Origin of the sequence: Stenotrophomonas sp. STK17_22 (genome assembly GCF_051983905.1) — a bacterium.
Classification (GTDB): Bacteria; Pseudomonadota; Gammaproteobacteria; order Xanthomonadales; family Xanthomonadaceae; genus Stenotrophomonas; species Stenotrophomonas maltophilia_A.
Window position 1 is genome coordinate 2,978,562 of sequence record NZ_CP197010.1, and the last position, 26,121, is coordinate 3,004,682.

Annotated in this window: 22 protein-coding genes; 10 read left to right on the plus strand and 12 right to left on the minus strand. The window is 67.5% G+C overall.

Features of this window, described 5'->3' with window-relative positions; translation table 11 throughout:
- Positions 1–340 precede the first annotated feature (340 nt).
- From ACSYS9_RS13880 to ACSYS9_RS13920, 9 genes are all read right to left on the minus strand, one after another.
- A complete protein-coding gene (locus ACSYS9_RS13880; RefSeq protein ID WP_071229058.1) occupies positions 341–1,099 on the minus strand; it encodes a 2,3-dihydro-2,3-dihydroxybenzoate dehydrogenase in 759 nt (252 codons plus the stop codon).
- Positions 1,090–4,980, minus strand: a complete 3,891-nt coding sequence (locus ACSYS9_RS13885) for an enterobactin synthase subunit F (RefSeq protein WP_071229059.1) — start codon at positions 4,978–4,980, stop codon at positions 1,090–1,092. Before ACSYS9_RS13885 ends, ACSYS9_RS13880 begins: the two co-directional genes overlap by 10 nt.
- Entirely contained in the window at positions 4,977–5,234 is a 258-nt protein-coding gene (locus ACSYS9_RS13890; protein ID WP_049462779.1) for a phosphopantetheine-binding protein, read from the minus strand. The genes ACSYS9_RS13885 and ACSYS9_RS13890 overlap by 4 nt, the downstream gene beginning before the upstream one ends.
- Entirely contained in the window at positions 5,234–5,866 is a 633-nt protein-coding gene (locus ACSYS9_RS13895) for an isochorismatase family protein (RefSeq protein ID WP_071229060.1), read from the minus strand. The genes ACSYS9_RS13890 and ACSYS9_RS13895 overlap by 1 nt, the downstream gene beginning before the upstream one ends.
- A complete protein-coding gene (locus tag ACSYS9_RS13900; protein WP_071229061.1) occupies positions 5,866–7,518 on the minus strand; it encodes a (2,3-dihydroxybenzoyl)adenylate synthase in 1,653 nt (550 codons plus the stop codon). The genes ACSYS9_RS13895 and ACSYS9_RS13900 overlap by 1 nt, the downstream gene beginning before the upstream one ends.
- A complete protein-coding gene (locus ACSYS9_RS13905; protein WP_071229062.1) occupies positions 7,515–8,708 on the minus strand; it encodes an isochorismate synthase in 1,194 nt (397 codons plus the stop codon). Before ACSYS9_RS13905 ends, ACSYS9_RS13900 begins: the two co-directional genes overlap by 4 nt.
- Positions 8,705–9,901, minus strand: a complete 1,197-nt coding sequence (locus tag ACSYS9_RS13910) for an MFS transporter (RefSeq protein WP_071229063.1) — start codon at positions 9,899–9,901, stop codon at positions 8,705–8,707. The genes ACSYS9_RS13905 and ACSYS9_RS13910 overlap by 4 nt, the downstream gene beginning before the upstream one ends.
- A gap of 154 nt (positions 9,902–10,055) precedes the next feature.
- The gene (locus ACSYS9_RS13915) at positions 10,056–10,385 is read right to left on the minus strand and encodes a DUF3817 domain-containing protein (protein ID WP_223276944.1); all 330 of its coding nucleotides are present in this window, start codon (positions 10,383–10,385) and stop codon (positions 10,056–10,058) included.
- A 107-nt stretch (positions 10,386–10,492) separates the two neighbouring features.
- Positions 10,493–11,428: a TIGR03571 family LLM class oxidoreductase gene (locus ACSYS9_RS13920; protein ID WP_071229065.1), complete on the minus strand. Its 936-nt coding sequence runs from the start codon at positions 11,426–11,428 to the stop codon at positions 10,493–10,495.
- Positions 11,429–11,494: 66 nt separating this feature from the next.
- On the opposite strand from ACSYS9_RS13920, the gene ACSYS9_RS13925 reads away from it, so the two are divergent.
- The 5 genes from ACSYS9_RS13925 (at position 11,495) to ACSYS9_RS13945 (ending at position 15,405) form a co-directional block, all read left to right on the plus strand.
- Entirely contained in the window at positions 11,495–11,944 is a 450-nt protein-coding gene (locus ACSYS9_RS13925) for a GNAT family N-acetyltransferase (RefSeq protein WP_065723495.1), read from the plus strand.
- Between the two features lie 119 nt (positions 11,945–12,063).
- Complete coding sequence (locus ACSYS9_RS13930) at positions 12,064–13,584, plus strand: thioredoxin family protein (protein WP_071229066.1); 1,521 nt, start codon at positions 12,064–12,066, stop codon at positions 13,582–13,584.
- A 284-nt stretch (positions 13,585–13,868) separates the two neighbouring features.
- Positions 13,869–14,498 (plus strand): superoxide dismutase, encoded by a 630-nt coding sequence (locus tag ACSYS9_RS13935; RefSeq protein ID WP_071229067.1) that lies wholly within the window; start codon positions 13,869–13,871, stop codon positions 14,496–14,498.
- Positions 14,495–15,070, plus strand: a complete 576-nt coding sequence (locus tag ACSYS9_RS13940; protein WP_033833194.1) for a flavin reductase family protein — start codon at positions 14,495–14,497, stop codon at positions 15,068–15,070. Before ACSYS9_RS13935 ends, ACSYS9_RS13940 begins: the two co-directional genes overlap by 4 nt.
- Positions 15,070–15,405, plus strand: coding sequence for a tetratricopeptide repeat protein (locus ACSYS9_RS13945; protein WP_008267331.1), 336 nt, complete (start codon positions 15,070–15,072; stop codon positions 15,403–15,405). The genes ACSYS9_RS13940 and ACSYS9_RS13945 overlap by 1 nt, the downstream gene beginning before the upstream one ends.
- Positions 15,406–15,410: 5 nt before the next feature.
- Here ACSYS9_RS13945 and ACSYS9_RS13950 read toward each other — a convergent pair whose 3' ends face one another.
- Together ACSYS9_RS13950 and ACSYS9_RS13955 are read right to left on the minus strand one after the other, a co-directional pair.
- Positions 15,411–16,559: a fatty acid desaturase family protein gene (locus ACSYS9_RS13950; RefSeq protein WP_071229068.1), complete on the minus strand. Its 1,149-nt coding sequence runs from the start codon at positions 16,557–16,559 to the stop codon at positions 15,411–15,413.
- 11 nt (positions 16,560–16,570) lie between these two features.
- Entirely contained in the window at positions 16,571–17,641 is a 1,071-nt protein-coding gene (locus ACSYS9_RS13955) for a ferredoxin reductase (RefSeq protein ID WP_071229069.1), read from the minus strand.
- Between the two features lie 92 nt (positions 17,642–17,733).
- Here ACSYS9_RS13955 and fabR point away from each other — a divergent pair, with 92 nt between their 5' ends.
- The 4 genes from fabR (at position 17,734) to ACSYS9_RS13975 (ending at position 24,073) form a co-directional block, all read left to right on the plus strand.
- Positions 17,734–18,390 (plus strand): HTH-type transcriptional repressor FabR, encoded by a 657-nt coding sequence (fabR, locus tag ACSYS9_RS13960; protein ID WP_005409961.1) that lies wholly within the window; start codon positions 17,734–17,736, stop codon positions 18,388–18,390.
- A gap of 1,095 nt (positions 18,391–19,485) precedes the next feature.
- Positions 19,486–21,114, plus strand: coding sequence for an autotransporter family protein (locus tag ACSYS9_RS13965; protein ID WP_256201506.1), 1,629 nt, complete (start codon positions 19,486–19,488; stop codon positions 21,112–21,114).
- A 261-nt stretch (positions 21,115–21,375) separates the two neighbouring features.
- Complete coding sequence (locus ACSYS9_RS13970) at positions 21,376–23,535, plus strand: TonB-dependent receptor plug domain-containing protein (RefSeq protein ID WP_071229071.1); 2,160 nt, start codon at positions 21,376–21,378, stop codon at positions 23,533–23,535.
- Complete coding sequence (locus ACSYS9_RS13975; RefSeq protein WP_440568047.1) at positions 23,525–24,073, plus strand: thioredoxin-like domain-containing protein; 549 nt, start codon at positions 23,525–23,527, stop codon at positions 24,071–24,073. The genes ACSYS9_RS13970 and ACSYS9_RS13975 overlap by 11 nt, the downstream gene beginning before the upstream one ends.
- Before the next feature lie 67 nt (positions 24,074–24,140).
- Here ACSYS9_RS13975 and mntR read toward each other — a convergent pair whose 3' ends face one another.
- Complete coding sequence (gene mntR / locus ACSYS9_RS13980) at positions 24,141–24,611, minus strand: manganese-binding transcriptional regulator MntR (RefSeq protein ID WP_071229073.1); 471 nt, start codon at positions 24,609–24,611, stop codon at positions 24,141–24,143.
- 116 nt (positions 24,612–24,727) lie between these two features.
- On the opposite strand from mntR, the gene ACSYS9_RS13985 reads away from it, so the two are divergent.
- Complete coding sequence (locus tag ACSYS9_RS13985; protein WP_071229074.1) at positions 24,728–26,059, plus strand: Nramp family divalent metal transporter; 1,332 nt, start codon at positions 24,728–24,730, stop codon at positions 26,057–26,059.
- Positions 26,060–26,121: the final 62 nt, after the last annotated feature.

Here is a 26,121-nt window from a genome sequence, read left to right on the forward strand (position 1 = left end):
GATCATTGCGCGTTGAACGTCAGGCCATGCCTCGATGGAAGTTCGGAGATGTCTGAAGTTGAACGAGGTTGCCGGCCAGCGGCCGGCACTACCGGAGACTATGGGCTGCCGGCCAGCGGCCGGCACTACCAGGGACCATGGGTTGCCGGCCAGCGGCCGGCACTACCGGAGACTATGGGCTGCCGGCCAGCGGCCGGCACTACCAGGGACCATGGATTGCCGGCCAGCGGCCGGCACTACCAGGGACCATGGATTGCCGGCCAGCGGCCGGCACTACCAGGGACCATGGGTTGCCGGCCAGCGGCCGGCACTACCATTGCCGGCAGGCGGCCGTCGGGGCTCAGCCGCGCAGGGTGGCGCCGCCGTCGACGTACAGGTCGCTCATTGCCACATGCCCGGCCTGCTCGGAGAGCAGGAACATCACCGAGTGCGCGATGTCCTCCGGGGTGGCCAGTTTGCGCAGCGGGATGCCGGCCTTGTACGTCTCCAGGCTGCCGGCGATCACCCGCTCGGCACCGTGCGCGTCCTGCCACATGCCGGTCTGCATCGGGGTCAGCGTTGAACCCGGGGCGACGATGTTGCAGCGGATGCCCAGCGGCGCCAGTTCCAACCCGAGGCAGCGGGTGAACATCGTGGCGGCGGCCTTGGACGCGGCATAGGCGGCCATGCCGTGCCGCGGCACGCCGGCGGCGTTCGAACTGACGGTGACGATCGCGCCCTGACCACGCGGTGACATCACCCGCGCCAGCGCACGCCCAACATGGAACACGCCATCGGCATTGACTGCGAACACCCGGCGCCAGTCGGCATCTGTGGTCTCCGCAACAGCTCCCACATGCAGAACACCCGCCACGCTGGCGGCAAGGCCAATGGGCCCGATGCCGGCTTCCACACGATCCACCAGGGCGTCCACCGCTGCGCTGTCGGTCACGTCGAGTGCAAACGCCTGCACACGTGCATCCACCACCGCGGGCGCCTCACGGTCGGTTGCCACCACCGTGCAGCCGGCCTCGGCCAACAGCCGTACCAGGGCCTCGCCGATGCCGCCGGCGGCGCCGGTCACCAGTGCCACGCGACCTTCAAAGCCGGTCAACTGCATGTTGCGATCTCCTCTTGCTCATCCCAGTGGCGCAGGCGCGCCGACAACCACGGTGCCAGCTGCGCCACCGCATCGCGGCCGGTCAGCTCGGCATGCAGGAACGGCAGTTCCAGCGCCTGCACCCTGCGCGCGTGCGTGCGCCACAACGCCGACTGCAGCTGCGGCCGCGCCTGATGATCCCGGCCAGCGCGCACGTGCACCAGCGTGCCGTCGAACGGTTGGTGGATGTGTTCGCGGATCAACCGGTTGGTGCCGGTCACCGCACGCACCACGCCATCGAGCACTACATCCGGCAGGCTACCGAGCGCACTACCGCCACGGCGCAGGAAACCAAGAATGCGTTCACGGCTGTCCAGCTCCGGATGCGCCTCCGGGTCATGGCCTGCAATCGCCAGCAGCGCACGCAATGCGGCGATGGCATCGGGTTCCGGCTCAGCCCGCCAGCATTCGCTGGGGTAGGCGTCGAGCAGCACCAGTTCACCGACTTCACGCCCGATTTCATGCAGGCGCACCGCCATCGCCTGGGCGAGGATGCCCCCCACCGACCAGCCCAGCAGATGCACCGGTCCCTTCGGCTGCAACGTGACCACCCGCTGCACATAGTCATTGGCCATGGCTTCGATGCTGGACGGCAACGGCTGCTTCGGATCCAGCGCGGGCGACTGCAGGCCATATACCGGGCGTGCCGGCTGCAGGGCGCGCGCCAGCGTTCGGTAGTTCCAGGCGATGCCACCGGCCGGGTGCAGCACGAACAACGGAGTGGGCCCGTCAGCATCAGTGGCAGCCAACGAGATCACCGGCCCCAACGCGTGGTCGGCCAGCGCCGGCGGTTCGCGAATGCGCGTCGCCAATGCGGCCACGGTCGGCTGCGCGAACAAGGCACCGAGGCCGAGGTCGCAGCGCCAGCGTTGTTCGATGGCCAGCAGCAGGTGCACCGCGGACAGCGAGTCGCCGCCGAGGCTGAAGAAGTCCGCATCGACCGCCACGGGCGCTTCACGCCCGAGTGCCTGGGCAAACAGCACCGCCAGCTCCTGTTCCAGCGGCGTGCGCGGCGCCAGTCCGGCAATCTCGTTCTGCGGCGGCTTCGGCAACGCGTTGCGGTCGAGCTTGCCGTTGGCGGTCACCGGCCACTGATCCACGCCAACGAACGCCGACGGCACCATGTAGTCCGGCACGCGCGTGGCCAGGTGGCTGCGCAGCATCACGGCATCGGCAAGCGCCGCTGGCACATAGGCCACCAGCCGGGCATCGCCCGGCGTGTCCTGGCGCAGCAGCACTTCCACGCGCTCCATGCCCGGCAGCTCGCGCAGTGCCGCCTCGATCTCGCCCAGCTCGATGCGCAGGCCGCGCAGCTTCACCTGGTGGTCGCTGCGGCCCAGGTATTCGACTGCGCCGTCGCTCCGCCAACGCCCCACGTCGCCGGTGCGGTAGATGCGCTCCCCTGGCAGGAAGGGATCGGCCAGGAAGCGTTCGGCGGTCAGGTCATCGCGGCCGAGATAGCCACGCGCCAGCTGCACGCCGCCCAGATACAGATCGCCCGGCACACCCACCGGCAGCGGCTGCATCCGCGCGTCAAGCACGTACAGGCGGGTGTTCCAGACCGGGAAGCCGATCGGTACCGGCCGTGAGCGGTCCTGCGCCGAGGCCGGCCAGTAGCTCACGTCCACGGCCGCTTCGGTCGGGCCATACAGGTTGTGCAGTTCGGCCTGCACGCGCCCATGGAAACGATCACGCAGCGATGCGTCCAGCGCTTCGCCACTGGTGAACACGCGGCGCAGCTGCAGGCCTTCGGAGGCTGGTGCGGCGAGGAACGCGTCGAGCATCGACGGCACGAAATGCGCGGTGGTGATGCCATGCGCACGGATCAGCCGCGCCAGCTCGGTCGGATCGCGATGCGCGTCCGGACCCGCCACCACCAGCGTCGCGCCGCACAGCAGCGGCAGGAAGAACTCCCAGACCGAAACATCGAACGTGGCCGGGGTTTTCTGCAGAACACGGTCATCGGAACGGATGCCGTAGTGCTCGCGCATCCACAGCAGGCGATTGACGATGGCACGGTGCTCGATGACCACGCCCTTCGGCTCGCCGGTCGAACCGGAGGTATAGATCACATAGGCTGCATCGCTGGGCGCCGGATCGGCCCACGGTGCTGCGAAACTCAGCGCGGTCCATTGGTCGGGGGCAAGCACCGGCACGCCGTCCATGCGCGCCGATACCTCTGCCGCAGCCAGTACGCACGCCGGCTGCGCCGAGGCGAGAATACGCGCGAGGCGCTCATCGGGATGGGCAAGGTCCAGCGGAAGGTAGGTGGCACCCGCACGCAGCACCGCCACCAGCGCGATCACCAGTTCCAGCGAGCGCGGCAATGCCACCGCCACCACACTGCCCGGACCGACCGCCATCGCGCGCAGTTGTGCCGCCAGCGCGAAACTCCGCGCTTCCAGCGTTGCGTAGTCCAGCGTAGTGTCGCCGAACACCAGCGCAGGCGCATGCGGATCACGATCCATGCCCTGCTGCAGCAGTTCAACCAACGTAGTCTGTGGCAGCGCATGCGCGGTGGCATTGAAACCATACACCACCTGCTGCGCTTCTGCGACGGTGGCCAGCGGCACCGCCGCGATGTCTCCGGCCTCCAGCGCCGCCGATACGAAATGCAGCAACCGCGCCGCGTGTGCTTCGACATCCTCTCGACTGTAAAGCGCGGGGTTGGCTTCGATCTCCAGGTCCAGCAGGTGCTGGCCATCGCCACGGAAACCCAACGTCAGATCATCCACCGGACCGGTGCACAGCACCTCCAGCGTCGCCTGCACGCCAGTCACCGCCAGCGGCTTGTAGAACGGCTGCACATTCACCAGCGGACCGTGCAGGCGCTGCTGCGCGCCCACCAGGCCCAGGTCGCGGCGCAACTGCTCGCCACGGTAGCGGCCGTGCTTGCGGCCCTGGCTGAGCTGCCGGCCCAATGCCCGGGTAAACGCCTCGACACTGCCCTCGCCGGCCGCCACCCGCAGCGGCAGCACATTCATCACCATCGCCGGCACCCGCGCCGATGCGTTGCCGAGCCGCCCCATGTAGGGCACCCCCAGCACCACTTCATCGGCGGCGCTCATCCGCCGCAGGTACTCGGCCGACAACGCGGCCAGCACATCCGGCCAGGGCTGCAGCCAACGCACCGATGCCTGCAGCAGCTGCTCACGGAATGCAGCATCGAGCGGCTGCACCCAGCGCAGCGCGTCGTCACTGGCCGCGAGCGTACCGGCCAGGCCCGCGCCCGCCGGCGCGCCCTGCATCTGCTCGCGCCACCACTGCCCGGCCTGCGTGCGACGCGGGTCGGCACGATAGGCGGCATCATCGGCCAGCACGCCCGCCAGTCCCGGCAGTGCCTCACCCGCACGACCGGCATACAAGGCGCATACGCGATCAGTGAACAGCGCCATGCCATAGCCATCGGCTGCAAGGTGATGCACACGCAGATACCAGACCCAGCGCTGCCCACCCAGATCGAACAACACCTGCTGGCTTATGCGGTCGCGGGTCGGATCGACCGCGCTGAGCCGGTCGGCCTGCATCACGGCACGCGCCGCCGATGCCGGCTCGGCCTCGACGGATAGATCGCGCAGCGAAAGCAGCGGCACATGTGCCGGGTCATGCCACTGCAGCGGCTGACCATCGCCCGCCTCGGCAAACCGCAGTGCGAAAGCCTCGGTTTCAACCGCCGCCCGGTTGGCAGCCGCCATGAATGCGGCCACGTCCAGCGCACCCTCGATCCACACCGCATGCGCGGTATTGAACGACGGATTCTCCGGTGCCAGCCGCTGCGCGAACCACAGTCCGGCCTGGGCCTCGGTCAGTGCCACCGGCGTGGCCAGCACAGCGACGTTCATGCGTTCTGCGCGGCCTGCAGCTTCTGCACCACACCCCACCACTGGCGCAGCGTGGTGTGTTCGGCCAACTGCGAGAACTCCAGCGGCAACCCGGTGTTGCCCCAGGCCAGGACCAGGCCGAGCATGCGCATCGAGTCCAGGTCCAGGTCGATCAGGTTGTCGTCGTCACCGATCTCGGCCGGCGTGCACTCCAGCACGCGCGCAACGTCGGCACGCATCCGCTCCAGATCCAGCGCATCACCCGTGGCAGCCATCACAGCACCTCCAGCAACTGATCGGTGGTCATCGGCACGCCACAGGTGCGTGCGATCCAGTGCAGCGCCTGATCGTGATCGGCACGCGAAAAGTCCGCCACCGCATCGGCTGCGATGAACGCCTCGATATCGCGCTGGAAGGCCTCGACCGCGGTCGCGGTGCAGCCGATATGGGCGTACACGCCGGTCACCAGCAACTGGTCCCGCCCACGCACTCGCATCAGCGTCTCCAGGTTGCTGCGCTGGAACGCGCTGTAGCGGTGCTTCACCAGCACATGCTCGCCCGGCTGTGGTGCCAGCGCCTCGATGATCGGCTCATGATCGGCACTGCGGCGCATGCCCGGGCCCCACAGGTCGGCCTGCAGGCCACGGTCGCGGCGGTCCTGGTCGCCATGCTGGGCGGTGTAGAACACCGGAATGCCATGTGCGCGACAATGCGCCAGCAGGCGCGCGATGTTGTCCACCGCCGGCCGCAGCGGCGCGTTTCCGGCATCGAACGCGGCCAGGAAGTAGCGCTGCATGTCGTGTACCAGCAGCGCGACACGATCGCGTTGCGGGCGCCAGGGCCCGCGCGCCTGCGGCAGTTCGGCAGCGGTCGGCAAGGAATAGTTGGTGATGCGGGGCAGCGCCATCAGCGCGTTCCTCCTGTCTGTTGCAGATGACGCGCACGCAGCTGCGCGCGCAGTTCGCGGCGGCTGATCTTGCCGACCGCGGTGGTATCGAAACTGTCGACGAACACGACCTGGTCCGGCACCTTGAACGCCGCCAGGCCGCGCGTACGCATCCAGGCTTTCAGTGCCGGCGCCTTGATCGGCTCCCCCTGCTGGATCACGAACGCGCAGCTGCGCTCACCGAGATACTCGTCAGGAATGGAGACCACGGCGGCGTCGAACACGCCGGGGTGGGCCAGCAGGTGATCTTCAATCTCCTCGGCGGAGATTTTCTCGCCCGCGCGGTTGATGTGGTCACCGGCGCGGCCCTGCACCACCAGATAGCCACCGGCCAGCTGCTGCACGCGGTCGCCGGTGCGGTAGAACCCATCGTCGGTGAACGAGCGCGCGTTGGCCACCGCGTCGTTGTGGTAGCCGCGGATGGTGTACGGGCCACGGGTGAGCAGATGGCCCACTTCGCCTTCGGCGACCGGCTGGTCGTGGTCATCGACCACGCGCACTTCGTCGTCCGGACTGATCGGACGGCCCTGGCAGGCCACGATCAGTTCCTCCGGATCATCCAGCCGGGTGTAGTTGACCAGGCCTTCGGCCATGCCAAACACCTGCTGCAGGGTGCAGCCCAGGCCGTCGATCACTCGCCGTGCGGCTTCCGGTACCAGTTTGGCGCCGCCTACCTGCAGTACCTGCAGGCTGGACAGGTCGTGCTTGCTCGTAGCCGCTGCCTGCGCCCACAGCAGCGCCAGCGGCGGCACCAGTCCGCAGCAGGTCACCTGTTCGCGGGCGATCAGCGGGAAGGCCGCATCCGGGCCGGGACCGGGGCTGAGCACCACGCGGGCGCCGGCATACAGCGCACCGAAGAAGCCGGGCGAACTCATCGGGAAGTTGTGCGCGGCCGGCAGCGCGACCAGGTAGACGCTATCGCGGTCGATGCCGCAGAGGTCATTGCTGGCGCGGAACGAGTAGATGTAGTCGTCGTGCGTGCGCGGGATCAGCTTGGACAGGCCGGTGCTGCCACCGGAGATCTGCAGGAACGCCACCGACTGCGGGTCCGGGTCGGCCGGCAGCTGGCTACGATCGCCCTGCAGCGCCTGCAGCGCGGCGAACTCCGCCGCATCGCCGTCGATCACCACGTGGCGAACGGCCGGCACTTCGACCTGCAGCGCCCGCGCCAGCCCGCGATGATCAAAGCCATCGTGCAGGTCGGCAGTGATGTAGGCACTGGCCTCGGCCTTGTTGGCGAAGTGCACCAGCTCGGTGATGCGATGCGCCGGCAACGCGTATACCGGCACCAGACCCGCACGGAACAGCCCGCATATGGTGGTGATGAATCCGGCGGTGTTGCCCAGCTGCACCAGCACCCGCTCACCGGGCTGCAGGCCGAGGGCCAGCAGTCCGGAACCGATGCGACCGGCTTCGTGCCACAGCTGCGCGTAGCTCAGGCGGACGTCACCGGCGACCACCGCGATGTCATCCGCATAGCGTTCCGCGCGCTCGCGCAGGAACGCCGGGAAGGTCTCGCCGCGCCAGTGACCGGCCTCGCGATAGCGCGCCATCAGTTCATCAGGCCACACCTGCTGCAGTGGCAGGCGGGAGGAATCAGTGGAGGTAGTCATGCGGCAGGCTCGATGACGGGCGCGCATTCCTGGACACCCAGCGCGTTCAACAGGGCAGCGAACTTCGCCGCGGTTTCGGCCACCTCGGCCCCGGGTTCCGAGTCGGCGACGATGCCGGCACCTGCATACAGGCGCAGCTGCGTGCCCTGCAGGCGTGCGCAGCGGATCGCCACGTACCAGTCGCCGTCACCCTGCGCATCCAGCCAGCCCACGGCGCCGGCGTAGAAGCCGCGCGGCACCGGTTCCAGTTCGCGGATGCGCTGCAGTGCCGCCAGCCGCGGCGTCCCGCAGACCGCCGGCGTGGGGTGCAGCTGTGCCAGCAGTTCGGCGGCAGACGTCTGCGGATCCTTCAGGGTGGCATGGATGCGGGTGCCCAGGTGCCACATGCTGGCGGTGGCATGCAGCACCGGCCGAGGCTGTGCATCGATGTGGCTGCAGTACGGTGCCAGGCCCTCGACGATGGCGTCCACCACATGGCGATGCTCGTCATGGTCCTTGGTCGAGGCCAGCAGCGCCTGCGCGGCACGCTCGTCCTCGGCAGCATCGGCGCTGCGGCGTGCTGACCCGGCGAGCGGATGCGACAACAGTTCGGCACCGCGCTTGCGCAGCAGCAGTTCCGGGGTTGCCCCCACCAGCCACGCCGGCGCCTGGCCCAGCTCCACCGGCAACGGCACCGCGTAGGTCGCCACCGACGGATCCGCGCCCAGGCGTGCCAGCAGCACGTCCGGCGACAGCGCCTGGCGGGTGCGCGCCAACAGGCTGCGCGCCAGCACCACCTTGTGCAGGTTCTGCTCGGGCGCACGCAGGACCTGCACCGCCGCGGCAACCGCTGACGCATAGTCCTGCGGCACAGGCTCGGCCCGCAGGGCGCCGTCCAGCGGCGGTGCGGCCTGCGGTTGCAGTGCCAGCGCAGGCAGCAGGCGCTCGGGCTGGTACAACGCATCGTCCGCGCGCGGTTCGAACGGCACCGCGCCAACCAACAGGCCCGGACCACCGCGCTGCTGGGCAAAGAACTCCGAAACGCGCTCAGCCAGGGTTGCCAGCGCGCCACTCGGCAGCGCGGCGCGGCACCCGCGTGCGTGCACGTGCTGGCCCGCATGCTGCAGCAGGAACAGCGACGCGTCGTCGGTGTTCTCCTGCGGCGCTGGCGCAGCCTCTGGCCACGCGCCCTGCATCAGGGAATCGTTCATGGGGTCTCCTTCATCCGATGCGCTGCGGCCAGCGCGCACAGCAACAGCAGCAGCGCGCCGACCAGCAGGTAAGGCAGGCTTGGCCCGCCGCGATACAACAGCGTGCCGAGCATCGGCCCGGCCACCATGCCCAGCCCCTGCGCGGCAGCGACGGTGCCGGCGGCGGCGCCCTGCTCGTGCGCCTCCACCGCATCGGCGGCCAGCGCCTGGAACGAGGGGAATACGAAGCCCATGCCGAACGCGGCCAGCGCGTACGCCGCCGGCAACTGCCAGCCCTGCTGTACGCCTGCCACCGAGGCAAAGCCAATGCCGGAAATCAGGGCGCCAAGGACGATCCAGCGGCGTGGATGGACCTCCAGCTTCATCACCAGTGCCTGTGCCAGGATCAGGCCGACGCCAACCGCTGTGAGTGCAATGCCGGCCATGCGCGCGCCCGCCGCTGCATCCAGACCGAGGCGGTCGATCGCGAAGAAGCCGACCGTCACCTGCGCGATGGTCACCGAGACCATGGCGATGAACGCCGCCAGCTGTGGCAGGCGCAGACGTGGATCGAGACGGCTCATCGGCTGGCGGCGTTGCGCAGCAGCGCTCTCCACCGGCGGTGTGGCCGGCAACCGCCACGCCAGCAATGCCAGCGCAAGCAGCGGCAACAATGCGGCCACATACAGCGCCAGCGACAGATTCGTATAGGCCAGCCAGCCAGCGGCGGCCGGGCCAAGTACCATGCCGAGTGCGTTGGCGCTGCCCAGGCGGGCTAGGAATTTCGCACGCTGCCCGGTCGGTGCCTTGTCGGCGATCAGCGCGGCAGCGGTAGGAGGCACCGCGGCGTAGAACAGGCCGATCAGGCCACGCGCACCGACCAGCACGAGCACCGATACCAACACAGGCGGCACCGCCTGCAGGGCCACGTCGATGAACACCGCCAGCGCGATGTAGACCACGGTGTAGGCACTCATCGCCAGCATCAGCACGCGCTTGCGGCCGATGCGGTCGCTGAGCTGGCCCCACGGGCGCGCGGCCAGCATCCACAACACACCGGCGGCGGTGACCGACAGGCCGGCATGCCACTCGGACAAACCGAGCATGCGGACCACCGGGCCGATCACGGCGACGAAGGACATCATCGCCATGGTGCCGATCAGGGCAGCCAACACCAGCGCCGGCAAGCCGGGAACGACGGGACGTGCGTGCATGAAACACCAGCCGTAACAGGAAAGGATGGCCGGGCGCGTCTGTACGCCCCCGCCCGGCATCAGTCCTGCTCAGGGCCCGATGCCATCCTTAAATGATAACGGCTCGTATTTGCATTTAATACCCATTCTCTTAAATGATCATGCAACAGTGGGTTCAGCGCATTGCACGCAGGCCCAGCAGACCACGGCGCTTGAACCACCACTCCAGCGGCAGCGTCACCAGCGGCGGGATCGCTGCCAGCAGGGCCAGGGCACTGGCCCACCACGGCCAGCGCAGCCGCACCGCCGCGAACAGAGTGACCGCCACGTAGACCAGGAAGGCCACGCCATGCAGCGGCCCGAACAACTTCACCAGCGCCACGTTGGCCATCGGGCCGTATTTCATCCACATGCCGATGAGCAGGCCGGCCCAGGTCACGGCCTCGATGAAAGCGACCGCCGCGAACAGGCGTCCAGCCGAGTGCATGGGGGAACGTTGGGTCATGCGGAGCTCCAGCATCGGGATATCAAATGCGAATGATACGCAGATGCGAACCCCATGTAGAGTCGAGCCGTGCTCGACTGCTGGAACGTGTCCACCAAGGTGGACACCTACCGGAGCACATCCGGCAGAACCTGCTCGCCGATCTCGCGCAGCACCGCGTCCATCGGCCGTCCGTTGTCGACCAGATTGAACATCACGTGCGCCACACCCTGCGCATGCACGCGCCGCAGATAGTCGCGCAGCCCGTCGCGGCCGACCTTCAGGCCCAGCGGCAATGGCTCGGCTGGCGCCTGCGGATCCGCCTGCAGGTCCAGCAGCATCGACTGCACGAACGGCTTGCCTGGCCCGCCGCGCTGCACGAGCGCCTGCTGCCACAGGCCGATGCGTCCTTCCTGCGCAACCTCCTCGCGGTGATAGGTGGCCCAGCCTTCGCTTTCACGCGCGATCCATTGCAGGCTCTGCCGCGCAGTACCCACCACCAGCATCGGAATCCGCGTTGCCGGCGCCGGCAACACGTCGAAACCACCGGTCGCCTGCAGTACGGCGGTCCGTTCATCGGCCTCTGGTGACAACGCTGCGCGCAACAACGTCCAGCGCTCACGGAACGCCGCCGCCCTGCCCTCCAGATCCTCACCGAACGCGGCAAATTCTTCCGGGCGGTCACCCGAACCCAGGCCCAGCACGAAGCGGCCGCCACTGATCCGGTCCAGGCTCAAGGCCGACTTCGCCACCTGCAGCGGCTGGCGCAATGGCAGCACGATGGCTGCACTGCCGACCACGATGCGCTCGGTCGCTGCAGCCAGCATGCCCAGCCACAGGAACGGGTCATCCAGCGCACTCGCTGTTGCATCCGGGCCCTGCGGCACCATCAATGGCACGTCGCGCGTCCATAGCGCGGCGAAGCCAAGATCATCGGCCAGCCGTGCGATCCGCCTGGCTTCATGCGGATCGGCCAGCCCATGTGCGGCGACAGGCGTCATCAGGCCCAGGCTCAGACCCTGTTGCGGAAACAAGGCAACGTAAGCAGGATTGAAATCACTCATGCCGCCAGCTTAGCGCGCAGGCCTGCGGCGACGATGACGCGCCGCCCACCACTGGAAGAACACTGCATGCCGACGATCCGCCCTGCCCACGTCGATGACCTGCCCGCGATCAGCGCGGTGTGCCTGGCTGCGTTCACTGCAGCGGTGGCGCCTTCGCTCAGCGCTGCCGGTATCGCCACCTTCGGCAGTGTCGCAGCAGCCGACGCATTTGGTGCGCGCCTGCAGGGTGACAACCACATCCTGGTGGCCGAACAGGATGCGCGCGTGGTCGGCGTGGTCGAACTGAAGGAGGGCCGGCACCTGGCAATGCTGTTCGTCGATCCCGCCTGCCAGGGCCAGGGCATCGGCCATGCCTTGTTCGAAGCCGTGCTGCCGCAGGTACGCGAGCCGGTACTGACGGTGCGCGCCTCGCTCAACGCAGTACCTACCTACCTGCGCTATGGCTTTGTGCTGGATGGCGAGGTCGGCGAGATCAACGGGCTGGTGTACCAGCAGATGGTGCGGGCAGCGGCCTGAAGGCATCCGTCCGGCAATGCCCGGTGGGCGTCATGCCCTGCGGCACGCCTGTCATAAGCAAACTGAATCAGCAGGCTCCCCGGCGGTTCCTACAATGGCCTGTCACCCTGCCCTTCGAGATGCTGCCGATGCGCGTCGCGCTTTCCGTGTTGCTGCTGGCCTCGGCGCTGAGCGCCTGCACCCCGGCCCCGGTATCCACCGCCAACTCCGCCGAGGCACCCGCGCCGGCATCCGCCATCGCCTGGCGCCAGGGCGATGTGGACGATGCCTTCGCCGAAGCCGCCGACAGCGGCAAGCCGGTGCTGCTGTACTGGGGTGCGGTCTGGTGCCCGCCGTGCAACCAGCTCAAGGCGGGCCTGTTCAAGGACCCGGCCTTCATCGCGCTGACCAGCAAATTCGTTCCCGTCTACCTGGATGGCGACGAGGAAGGTGCGCAGGCCTGGGGCGAACGCTTCGGCGTACGCGGCTATCCGACCCTGATCGTGCTGGACCCACAGCGCAACGAAATCACCCGCGTGGCCGGTGGCAATGACGCCGCCGAACTGACCCGGGCCCTGACCGTCGCTGCAGGCCGCCGCAGTGCTGTTGCCGCCACCTTGGCCACAGCGCTGGCAACGCCGGACCGGCTGGCCGCCGAAGACTGGCAGGTGCTGGGCGACTATGGCTGGGAAGTGGACGCCAACCGCCTGGCCGGCGAGCGCAGGAGCCAGGATGTGCTGCGCCAGTTGTCCAAGGCGGCACCCGACGCCGCCCTGCAGCGCCGTTTCGCCCTGCTGGCTCTGGCTACAGCCGAAAAGCCCGATGCCTCGCCCACCGAAGTGCGCGAGCTGCTGCAGGCCGTACTGGCACAACCGGCGGAAGTGCGCCGCAACCGTGAATTGCTCGGCTATGCAGGCGTGCAGCTGGTCAAGCAGGCCAGTGCCGGGCCGGCCACCAGCAACACGCTCGGACAGCAGCTGCTGGTCGCACTGGAGCGTGCAGACGCCGAGCGCGGTGACCGCGCCGACGACGCGTTGTCGCGTGCGCTGACCGAAGTATCGCTGGCCCGCCAGCAACAGCCCAAGGGCGCACTGCCCGCGCCGCTGGTCGAGCGGGTCAAGCAGCGCGTGGCCGCTGCCGATGCCGCCGCCACCGATGCGCATGCACGCCAGGCCACGATCAGCAGCGCGGTGTACGCATTGCGCGAGGTAGGTGACGACGCGGGTGCCGAGACACTGTTGCTGGCCGAGCTGAAGCGCAGCGAGCAGCCGTACTACTACATGCCCGAGCTGGCCGAACTGGCCGAGCAACGCGGCGACGCCGCCGGCGCGCTGGAGTGGTTGAAGCGCGCCTACGATGGTGCACAGGGCCCGGCCACCCGCGTGCAATGGGGCGTGCTGTACGTGGAAGGCCTGCTGAAGCTGGCGCCGGACGATGCACCACGCATCGAGCAGGCGACCGCGTCGCTGATCGCCGAACTGGAGGCACAGCCGTCGGGTTACCACCAGCGCACTCGCCAGCGCTTCGAGCGACTTGCCGGGCAGTTGAAGGCGTGGAGCGGCAAGCACCAGGGTGCGGAGACGCTGGCACGGCTGCAGCAGCGGATGCAGCAGGCGTGCGGTGACCAGGTGGATGGCGCGTGCAAGGACTGGTTGAGCTGAGTTGATGAAAGCGCTGGCGGCGGGTTCGCCTGCCGGCGCTTTTGTTAATCCGTGTGGGAGGGGGCGGGGGCAGCGCTTCAGCGCGCCGGTGAGGGTTCGGAAAGCGGGTTCTGGTAGTGCCGGCCGCTGGCCGGCAACCCGACCTTCGCTGAATGCCGGCCAGCGGCCGGCACTACCATGCCTCCGTCTTGACCTCTTGATCTATTGACCTCAACCAATGTTGAGGTGCGATAACAGTCTCCCCACGGCCAGCCCGTCTGGCCTTCCCCACGGAGATTGCTTCGATGTCGTACTCGCTTCCCCCGCTCCCCTACGCCTACGACGCCCTCGAGCCGCATTTCGATGCGCGCACGATGGAGATCCACCACAGCAAGCACCACCAGACCTACGTCAACAACCTCAATGTCGCCATCGAGCAGGCCGGCATCGCCGAGCAGCCGGTCGAGGCGCTGATCGCCAACCTCGATGCCGTGCCCGAGGCGCAGCGTGGCGCAGTCCGCAACAACGGCGGTGGCCACGCCAACCACAGCCTGTTCTGGACCGTGCTCAGCGCCAACGGCGGCACGCCCGATGATGAGCTGGCCGCCGCCATCGACCGCGATCTGGGTGGCTTCGATGCCTTCAAGGAGGCCTTCACCAAGGCCGCGCAGACCCGCTTCGGCAGTGGCTGGGCCTGGCTGACCAGCGATCGCGACGGCCGCCTGAAGGTTGAAAGCAGCGCCAACCAGGACAGCCCGCTGATGGGTGCAACGGTCGGCCTGTCCGGCAATACCCCGATCCTCGCACTGGACGTCTGGGAACACGCCTACTACCTGCACTACCAGAACCGCCGCCCGGACTACATCGGTGCGTTCTTCAACATCATCAACTGGGCCGAGGTCGGCCGGCGCTACCGCCAGGCCCGGGCCTCATGAGCGGCGAGACACTGCCGTACGCCGGGCCGTGGGCGGGGGTCTTCCCCGCCCCGGCCCCGGTGCCGTCGGTCGAGATGCCGCCGCGGGCACTGCGGCGGCTGCTCGGCCACTTTCCTACCGGCGTAGCCATCGTCTGCGCGCGCGATGCGCAGGGCAAGCCCATCGGCCTGACCATCAATTCGTTCGTGCCGGTGTCATTGCAGCCGCCACTGGTGCTGTGGAACCTGGCGTTGCACGCGCAGAGTCTTTCCACCTTCCAGCGCGCCACCCGCTTTGCGATCAGCGTGCTGGCGGCCGACCAGGAAGCACTGGCCCGGCGCTTTGCCGATCCGCAGGTACGCAACCGCTTCGACGGTCTGGCATTGCTGGATGACGACGAGGACGCCCCGCCACGCATCGCCGGTGCGGTAGCGCATCTCACCTGCACCCGCCATGCGCAGTGGCCGGTGGGCGATCACCTGCTGCTGGCCGGCCGCATCATCGAAGTGCACGAAAACGGCGGCGCGCCACTGCTGTTCCATCGCGGCCGCTTCCAGCCGGGACCGGCCGAGCTGCTGGTGGAGGTGCGCTGATGAACATCGAGGCTCTGGAATGCATGCTCGCCAGCGGCAAGGACGGCGCGCTGCTGCGCTTCGGCCTGGGCAAGGGCTGGCTGGATGCCGGCAACCCGGTGCGCGCGGCAACCCATCTGGGCCGTTGCGTGGTCCTTGATCCGCAGTATTCGGCGGCGTGGAAGCTGCTGGGCAAGGCCTGGCTGGCCAGTGGCCAGCCGCAGGCGGCGCGCGAAGCGTGGCAACGCGGGCTGAGCGTGGCCGGCAGCAAGGGCGACCAGCAGGCACGCAAGGAAATGCAGGTGTTCCTGCGTCGCCTGGACCGCGAACAGGCGGCCCTGGCGAAGGCGGGCTGAGTCGATCAGCCCGCGTTGGCCGATGCCGGTGCGGACATGATGTCCGACATCGGCAGGCGGCGCGGCTTGCTCGGGAACGCGTGGCGCAGGATACGCCAGACCACCTGGCCGAACTGGCGCGGCAGCGAGCCGTTGTTGTAGTGCTGGCCGTAGCGGCGGCAGATGTCCTTCACTTCCTTGGCGATGGCCGCATAGCGGTTGGCCGGCAGGTCCGGATAGAAGTGGTGCTCGATCTGGTGGCTGAGGTTGCCCGACAGCACATTGATCAGGAAGCCACCACTGATGTTCGACGAACCGCGCAGCTGGCGCAGGTACCAATGACCGCGCGACTCATTGCGCAGGCACTCCTTCGGGAAGGTTTCCGATTCAGCGGTGAAGTGGCCGCAGAAGATGATCACATAGGTCCAGATGTTGCGCAGGCCGTTGGCGACCAGGTTGCCCAGCATCACGGTGAGGAAGAACGGACCGGCCAGCAGCGGGAAGAACACGTAGTCCTTCAGCACCTGGCGCAGCATCTTGCGCGCCACCGGACGGGTCTGCAGCCACATCGCACGGCTGCTCATGCGGCCCTTCAGCCAGCGGCCCAGGCGCAGGTCCTGCGCGGCCACGCCCCACTGGAACAGCAGCGCGAAGATCGGCGCGATGATCGGCTGCAGCAGGTAGAACGGCTTCCAGCGCTGTTCCGGGAAGATGCGCAGCAGGCCGTAGCCGATGTCATCGTCCATGCCACGCACGTTGGTGTAGGTGTGGTGACGGAAATTGTGGGTCTTGCGCCAGTTGTCGGCGGTGGCAACGATGTCCCACTCGTAGGTGTTGCCGTTGAGCTTGGGGTCGCCGGTCCAGTCGAACTGGCCGTGCATGACGTTGTGGCCCAGCTCCATGTTCTCCAAGATCTTCGACAGCGCCAGCAGCAGCGTGCCGGTGATCGCGGCCGGCCACAGCAGCGGCATCCAGAACAACGGCGAGAACGCCGCCAGGAACAGCAGGCCACGGCCACCCACGCCGAACCAGCGCACGGCGGCGGCCACGCGGCGGATGTAGCGGGTATCGGAGGCGCCGAGGCTGCCGATCACACGGTCGCGGATCGCGTCGAGTTCCTCGCCGAAGGCATGCATCTCGGCGGTGCTCAGGGCACGGTCGGTAGCGCGGGTCATGGCAGGCGTCCTCAGAGATCCAGGGTCAGGTCGGTGGTCGGTGCGCTCACGCAGATCCGCACCGGCTGTGCCGATTCGGACTGCAGGTCGCCTGTGCGCAGGTGGCGGGTGGCGCCACTGACGCGGTCACAGCTGCAGCTGTTGCAGATACCCATGCGGCAGCCGTGTTTGGGCTTGATGCCATGGGCTTCGAGGCTTTCCAGCAGCGAGCGGCCACGCGGCACGCTCAATTGGCGGCCACTGCGCGCAAGCGTCAGCGACACCTCACCTTCGCTGCTGGCATCGCGCAGCGGCGCCGGCGGTGTGAAGGCTTCGGCCTGGAAGCCGGCGACCTGGTGCGCCAGACGCTCGCGCGCGGCGGCAACGAAGCCGTCCGGGCCGCAGGCCAGCACATGGCGCTGCGCCAACGGCGTGTCATCGCCGGCCACCTGCAGATCATGGGTATCGATACGCGCGGCCGGCGCCTCACCCTCGCGGGTGGTCAGCAGATGCACGCGCAGGTTCGGATGCGCTGCGGCCAGCGCCTGCAGTTCATCACGAAACTGCAGATGGGCAGCGGTACGCTCCCAGTAGAACAGGTCCACCGGCGCGGCCAGCGGGCGCTGGCAGGTGTCGCGCAGCAGGCTGCGCATCGGCGTGATGCCACTGCCGGCCGCCAGCAGCAGCACTGGCGCCGCGGCCGGCATATGGAATTCGCCGAAGGCGGCATCGAGGCGGAACAGTTCGCCCGGCTGCGCATGATTGACCAGATGCTGGCTGACCCGGCCGCCATCGACCGCCTTGACGGTGATCGCCAGCTCGCGCCGACCCAGTGCGGTGGGGCTGTAGCTGCGCTGCCACAGGCGTCCTTCAATCTCGACGCCGAGGGTGACGTGCTGGCCAGCGCGCATGCCAGTCCAGTGCCGGTTGGTGCGCAGGACCAGGGTCGCCGCGCCCTCGCCGGCCGGCTCGCGCCGGACCAGGCGGGCCACCGGCTCGCGCAGGGTCCACAGGGGATTGAGCTGGCCCGCCCAGAAATCGAACAGCGACGGCGAGACCCAGCGGTATGGAGAAAACAGGGACGGACGGACGACAGCGCTCATGGGCGCACTATACGGGCGCACATACACCTGTGTATACATGTGTATATTGAACCGGATTGGGTATGATTCAGCCTCGCCCCACCGGAACCCCCATGGCCGCCGCCACCGCTTTGTCGACGCCCGAAGATGCCAACAGCCCGGCCCGCCGTACGGTGAGCCGTGAGGATCTGCTGGCTGCTGCCCTGAAACTGATCGGGCCGCACCGCAGCCTGTCCACGCTCAGCCTGCGCGAAGTGGCGCGTGAGGCTGGCATCGCGCCGAACAGCTTCTACCGGCAGTTCCGCGACATGGACGAACTGGCCGTGGCGCTGATCGATGCGGCCGGCCGCTCGCTGCGCACCATCATCGGCGAGGCCCGGCAGCGCGCCACCTCCACCGCCACCAGCGTGGTGCGGGTCTCGGTGGAGACCTTCATGGAGCAGCTGCGCGCCGACGACAAACTGCTGCACGTGCTGCTGCGCGAGGGCGCGGTCGGCTCGGACGACTTCAAGCATGCGGTCGAACGCGAGCTGCACTATTTCGAGGAAGAGCTGCAGCACGATCTGGTGCGCCTGGCCGCACTGGATGGCGCCGTACTGCATGCCCCGGAACTGGTGGCCAAGGCCATCACCCGGCTGGTGTTCGCGATGGGTGCCACCGCCATGGACCTGCCACCGGAGAAGGATCCGGAGCTGGTCGAACAGATCTCCACGATGATCCGCATGATCATCGTCGGCGCCCGTACCCCCGCCGCGTTCCGCCGCGGCTGATCGAGGCCCCTGAGTCGGATCCCTTTCCAGAGGAAAGGGCTTTGAGCCGTACCCGACTCCATGAACCCCGCCACGCAGCGCCACGGCGCCGATGAACTGTGGCCACTGTCACGGATTTAGATTGCAGATGCGCAGCTTGAGCATCCTGCACGCGCCATTCACTGCGCTCTCACGCACGCTGAATTATTCAGACCACGCGCTCCATTCAGTTTGGTGAGTTATTGAACGGGGTTTGAATCCGGCAAGTATCGCTGCAGTCGTTTCAGATTAATTGCATGGCCCAGGCAAGACCCGATCCGCACAGTGCCGCCTCCGGTCCTGCGGATGCAGGTCCACCCCAATGAGCTTCAAGGAGAAACACCCATGCGCATGATGCAGTTCACGCCGAAGTTTCCTTCCACCAAGAACCAATCCGATCTAGCTCGGGCTATCGCCACAGTATTGCTAATTGCCACTTCTGGTGCAGCCGGCGCAGCAACCGTCAATCCAGGCCAGACTCTTGTGGTGAATGCAGGCTCACTACCTCAACCCTACGACGTAAACGGTGGCACGCTGATTGTGGAAGGAGCCACGACCAACCGAATCGACACCAACTATTCTGGAGGTCAACCCGCACAGGTCATTGCGAATGGCGCAAGTATTTCCAGCATGCGGCTGCTCAATAGTGTTGGCACGCTGCACAACTCGACCGTGAATGGCCAATTCACCCTCTCAATCTTCGTCGGCTCAGGCTATGCTGGACTTACTCGGCCACACCTTACGACGGCAGGCAGCACCTTCAATGGGCCCTTCACCGGCAGCGGCGGCGGCCGACTGGACTCGGAGGGAAGCACTTTTGCGCAAGGGATTCGCAGCCTTGGCACAATCCTCAACCTGAAAGCCAACACAAAGGTCGTCGGAAGTGCCTATGGCATCAGCCTCACGAACAGCGCAATCGCAGGTTCGGCGGGCATGCAGGATTGGGGACTGCTCCTCGATTCTTCACATGTTGCAGCAACAAGCGGGCCGGCGCTTCTTATTGGCGGCACCACGACGGGATACCCTGTCCGCGTAGCAATCCAAAACGGATCGACGCTTTCCAGCAGCAATAATGTCGTGATCGAAGGGCGCGCTAGCTCAGTATTTGACGTCACCGCCCGCACCTCCACGCTCAAGGGCGATATCACCATCGCCGATACCGCCACCGGCACGCTGCGCTTCCTTGACGGCCTCGACCTCACCGGCCGTATCCTCGGCCCGGCCGACGTCATCGTCGACCAGGGCGGCCGCTGGACGCTGTCCGGCGACAGCAACACGGGTAATCTCACTCTGGGTGCAGGCAGCGACATCCTGCTCGGGCCGGGTGAGTTCCGCCAGCTGACCGTCAACGGCAACTATGTCGGCCAGGGCGGCACGCTGCACTTCAATACGGTGATGGCCGCCGACGATGCGCCGACTTCGAAGGTGCACGTCACCGGCGATGCAAGCGGCAGCACCCGGATCGTGGTCAACAACATCAATGGCGCCGGTGCGCAGACCATCAACGGCATTCCGCTGGTGCAGGTCGATGGCACCTCCACCGCAACTTTCGCCATGCAGGGCCGCGCCATCGGTGGCATGTACGAGTATTTCCTGCGCAAGGGCACTCCGGGCGCGACCAACGGCAACTGGTACCTGACCTCGGCCTACACCGGCAATCCGTGCGATATCAATCCGTCGCTGCCGGAGTGCCAGGGCACTGGTCCGGTGGATCCGGTCGATCCTGTTGACCCGATCGATCCGGTCGATCCGGTGGATCCGGTCAATCCCGTCGATCCGGTCCCCGTGCTGCGTCCGGAGCCGGGCGCGTACCTGGCCAACCAGGCCGCGGCCGTGCAGATGTTCCAGCTGCGCCGCCACGACCGCGGCGAGCCCGGCTTCGACCGCGCCCGCATCGGCACCTGGGTGCGCGCCGGGCGTGACCAGCTGCAGGCGAACGTGGCCGGCCAGGTTGACGCCCGTACCCACATCAACACCCTGCAGCTGGGCAGCGATGTCTGGCGTTGGGGCGATGGCCGTGGCCAGATCGGCGTGATGCTCGGCACCGGCGAGGCGACCACGCAGGCGGTGTCGAATCTGAGCGGTTATGGCACCCGCGGCAAGGTCAAGGGCAAGTCGGCCGGTGTCTACCTGGGCTGGGTGCAGGATGCACAGAGCAGTGCCGGCCTGTACGTGGACGGCTGGCTGCAGGCGGCACGCTTCGACAACGAGGTGCAGGGCGAAGGCATCGCCCGCGAGAGCTACGACTCCAGGACCCGCAGCGCATCGCTGGAAGCCGGTTATGCCTGGGCCATCCGCAGCAGTGAGGCCAGCACGCTGTACCTGCAGCCGCAGGCGCAGCTGACCTGGACCGACTACGACGGCGACAGCCTGGTCGAAAACAATGGCACCACGGTCGAGGATGGTCGCGGCGGCGGCCTCAACAGCCGCCTCGGCGTACGCCTGTTTGGCCAGGGCACGCTGCAGGGCAACCGCGTGCAGCCGTTCCTGGCGGCGAACTGGCTGCGTGGCCAGCGCGACGCGTCGATGCGCTTCAACAGCGAGTCGCTGAACGCGAAGACGCCGGAGAACCGCTACGAAGTGCAGGCCGGTGCCCAGCTGCAGCTGGGCCAGCGCTGGAGCGCATGGGGTGACCTGCGTGTGCAGCGTGGCGACAGCGGCTATCGCAACCACGGTGCCCAGATGGGCCTGCGCGCCGCCTGGTAAGCCCCTCGCCGCCCCGGGGGCCAGACCGGGGCGGCGTTCCTCGATTTCGATCGCACCCTGCCGGGCATGACATCCGGCAGGGTTTTGCTGACGCAATGTAATGTTATAACACTGTCGTCCGCGATGATCCGACCTGAGCCCTCGTCCTCATGATTGCCAGGACTCATCTATATAGCATTTGCTATATCTATGACCCTCTGCTTTCATATGCGTCAGCCAGGTCGCCCTCGCCGCCTTTCCTCTCCCAAGGACGACGCCCTCATGCCCGTTTCCAGACCCCTATCCCGCCGGCTGCCTCTGGCTGCCGCCATCGCCCTGACCCTGCCGTTGCCCGCGCTGGCAGCCACACCGAAGCCGACCGAGCTGGACCGTGTGCAGGTCAAGGTCAGCACTGCCACCCGCAGCGAACGCCTGCTGTCGGACGTGCCGATCCGCACCGAGGTGCTGCGCAAGGAAGACATCGCGCTGCGTGCGGCCACCGACTTCTCGCGCGCCGCAGAGCTGATCAATGGCCTGCGCGTGGAAAGCAACTGCCAGAACTGCAACACCAGCGAAGTACAGCTGCTGGGCCTGCCCGGCGCCTACAACCAGCTGTTGTTCGATGGCATCCCGCTGCTGTCCACGCTGGGCAGCGTGTACGGCCTGGAACAGATCCCGGCAGGCTTCGTCGACCGCATCGAAGTGGTCAAGGGCGGCGGCTCGGCACTGTACGGCCCGGGCGCGGTGGCCGGAGTGATCAACCTGATCCCGCCGCTGCCGGCGCGCAGCGGTGGCCATGTGCAGGCCGGCGTGGATGTCTTGAAGGGTACGCCGCAGAAGAACGCCGACGTGCGGCTGGACCTGGTCGCCAAGGACGCAGACGCGGGCCTGTCAGTGATCGCCCAGCGCAACTGGAACAGCGGCATCGACTACAACGGCGACGGCTACACCGAGATCACCCGCAAGAACCTCAAGGTCGGCGGGCTGCAGGCCTGGTACGCCCCCACGCCGGGCACACGCCTGCGCCTGGACCTGCAGGTGACCGATGAAACCCGCCGCGGAGGCAACCGCCTGGACCAGCCGGAATACCTGGCCAACATCGCCGAATCGCTGGATACGAAGTACCGGCGCGGCAGCGTGTCGTGGGACCAGGAGATCAATGCCGACGTCGATTTCCGCCTGGCCTATGCCTTCGCCGACATCGACCGCGACAGCTTCTATGGCGGCCTGGGCGACGTGGTCACCGATCCGTCGGCGCCGGGCTATGACCCGTCGCAGCTGGACCCCAACGTGGCCGGCAGCGCGGCCTCGCGTTCGTGGCGCCAGTACGGCCGCACCCACAACCCGCTGCACTACATCGACAGCCAGTTGAACTGGCGGCTGGGCGCGCACGCGCTGGCCTTCGGCGTGCAGTACAAGCACGAGGCGCTGCGCGACGACAACCGCAGCGGTGACGGCCAGCGGCTGGCGGTGCTGGAAGATGCCACCTTCCACAACCTCGGCGCCTTCATCCAGGACGAGTGGAGCCTGCGCGACAACGTCGACCTGGTGCTGGGTGCGCGCGTGGACAAGAGCTCGGAGCTGGACAGCGCGGTGTTCTCGCCGCGCATCGCGCTGGCCTGGCAGGCCACGCCCAACCTGAAGTGGCGGGCAGGCGTTGCCACCGGCTTCCGTGCACCGGAAATCTTCGTCGAGGATGTGCATGTCGATACGCTGGGTGGTGAACAGGTGCGCGTGCGCAACACCGACGGCCTGAAGGAAGAGCGCGCGTTGACCACCCTGTTCGGCTTCGACTGGCGCTCGGACCCGGCCAATCCGGTGTGGAGCTGGGATGCCACCGCCTCGTATGCGCGCATCCGCGACACCTTCGCACTGGGCGAGATCCAGCGCGGCGATGACGGCCAGCTCAGCCAGCTGCGCTACAACGCGTCCGGTTCCAATGTGCTTGGCGCGGAAACCAACCTCGGCTGGCAGCCGTCGCCGCAGTGGCGCCTGACCGCGGGTGCCTCGTGGTACCGCTCGCGCTTCCGCGAACCACAGCGCATCTTCGACGACACCGGCGACGGCGGCGACACCGTGATCGAAAGCCGCGACTACCTGAAGACCCCACGCTGGACCGGCCTGGCCCAGCTCAGCTGGATGCCCGCCGAGCCGTGGGAGACGTTCGTCGCGCTGCGCCACACCGGCCCGATGTCGGTGCTGAACAACCGGCTAGGCGAACTGCACCGCACGCGTTCATTCCTGGTGACCGACCTGGGTGCGCGCTGGCATCGTCACCTGGGCGCGCAGGCGCAGCAGGAAGTGTCGGTGGCCGCGGGCGTCAAGAACGTGTTCGATCAGCGCCAGAAGGATCTGGAAGTCGGCGCGCTGCGCGACAGCGACTATGTCTACGGGCCGCGTTTCGCGCGCTCGTGGTACGTCAACCTGCGCTATGCGTTCTGATCCACTACGAGCGTTGTTGCTGACCTGTGCCGTGCTGCTGGCCGCACCGGCGATGGCTGCGGACCTGCATGCGCAGGTCTCGGCCTCGCTGATGCGGCCGGAACAGCGCTCGCTGCGCCCGATGCAGTGGTCATCGCCACCGAAACTGGTGGCGTTGTACTTCGGCGCCGACTGGTGCGCGCCCTGCCATGCTTTCGTACCCACACTGCGCAGCATGCGTGACGCATTGCGCGAGGCCGGAGCCGATACCGAAGTGGTGTACGTCAGCCTGGACGAGAGCGAGGCCGCGCTGCGCCGCTACATGCACGCGCAGGACATGCCGTGGCCGGTGCTGGACCCGCGCCGCGCCGCGCGCATGCCGGCACTGCAGGCATTGGCCGGGCTGGCACCGCCGAATCTGGTGCTGATCGATGCAGACGGGAATGTACTTGCCAATGGCTGGCACGGGCGCCGCTATGAAGGCCTGCAGCCTGTGTTGAAGGAATGGACGAAACGGGCGTGCGCGCAGCAGCAGGCCCATTGTCCGCCCGATCTGTAGAGTCGAGCCACGCTCGACTCATTCCATCACCGCGCGAACAGCCGCCGGGCATGGCCCGGCGCTACCGTTACAGCGCCCCGCCTTCGGCCTTGCGCACGAACGCTTCGAACAGCGCCAGCGTCTGCTCGCTTACATGGTGCTCGATACCCTCGGCATCGCGCCGCGCGGTATCCGGGTCCACGCCCAGCGCCAGCAGGAAACGCTCCACGGTCTGATGGCGCTGGCGGCTGGCATGCGCCAGCGCCTCGCCTTCCGGGGTCAGGAACACGCCGCGGTACGGCCGCTGCACCACCCAGCCATCACGGGCCAGCCGCCGCAGCATCTTCGCCACGGTGGGCTGGGCCACGCCCAGGCGGGTGGCGATGTCGACCTGGCGGGCCTCGCCGCCGTCGGCCAGCAGGTCCGAGATCAGCTCGACATAGTCCTCCACCAGCTCCATCCGGTGCGCCTCGCGCACTTGCCGGAAGCTCTCGACCTGGCGCTCGGCCTCGATCAAGGGGGTGCTTTTCAGCGATGTCGAATCGTCGGTCTTGCCCACGCCTGCGCCTGTCCTTCCGGTTGTTCCGGTGTTGAACCTGAATTCTGGACCAGTAACGCGATAAAGACGATTGTTTCACATTGCTAATGACTATAGCAGGAGCTATATTCGGAGCCATGAACACCCTGGCATCCCGCGACCCCTCGGCCTCCACCCCGGCCAGCCTGGGTGCGCTCAACGCCTCGGTGGCGGTGCCCGACAAGGGCCACTGGTGGTTCCGCCTGCTGGCCTTCCTCGGCCCGGGCTACATGATTTCGGTCGGCTACATGGACCCGGGCAACTGGGCCACCGACCTCGCCGGTGGTTCGCGCTTCGGTTACCTGCTGCTGTCGGTCATCCTCATCTCCAACCTGATGGCGGTGATCCTGCAGGCGCTGTCTGCGCGGCTCGGCATCGCCACCGGCATGGACCTGGCCCAGGCCTGCCGTGCCCGCTACCCGAAGCCGGTGAACCTGGCGTTGTGGGCGCTGTGCGAGGCGGCGATCATCGCCTGCGACCTGGCCGAGGTGATCGGCACCGCGATCGCGCTGAAGCTGCTGTTCGACCTGCCGTTGCTGTGGGGCGCGGTGATCACCGCGCTGGACACGCTGCTGGTGCTGCTGCTGATGAACCGCGGTTTCCGTGCGCTGGAAGCCTTCGTGATCGCATTGCTGATGGTGATCTTCGGCTGCTTCGTGGTGCAGATCGCGCTGGCCGCACCGCCGGTGATGGAAGTGCTGGGCGGGTTCATCCCGCGCGCGCAGGTGGTGACCGATCCGCACGCGCTGTACATCGCCATCGGCATCATTGGTGCCACGGTGATGCCGCACAATCTCTATCTGCACTCGTCCATCGTGCAGACCCGTGCCTACCCGCGCACCGATGAAGGCCGACGCAGCGCGCTGCGCTGGGCAGTGACCGACAGCACCCTTGCACTGACCCTGGCACTGTTCATCAACGCCAGCATCCTGATCCTGGCGGCGGCGGTGTTCCATGCCAATGGCCGTTTCGACGTGGAAGACATCGAGCAGGCGCACCAGCTGCTGGCGCCGATGCTGGGCGTGGGCGCCGCTGCGACGCTGTTTGCGATTGCGCTGCTGGCCTCGGGCCTGAACTCGACGGTGACCGCCACGCTGGCCGGGCAGATCGTGATGGAAGGCTTCCTGCACCTGCGTCTGCCGCCGTGGCTGCGGCGGCTGATCACGCGGGCGCTGGCGATCATTCCGGTGGTGGTGGTGATCATGGTGTTCGGCGACCAGGGCGCGGTAAAGCTGCTGGTGCTGAGCCAGGTGGTGCTGTCGATGCAGTTGCCGTTCGCGATCATCCCGCTGGTGCGGATCGTGACCGACAAAGTGACGATGGGTGCGCTGGTGGCCCCGCGCTGGCTGGGCAGCATCGCCTGGGTGATCGCACTGGTGATCGTGGCGTTGAACGTGAAGCTGCTGGTGGATACCTTCAGCGGCCAGTAGATCCACGCCATGCGTGGATGCCTTTGTAGAGTCGAGCCATGCTCGACTCATTCCATCACCGC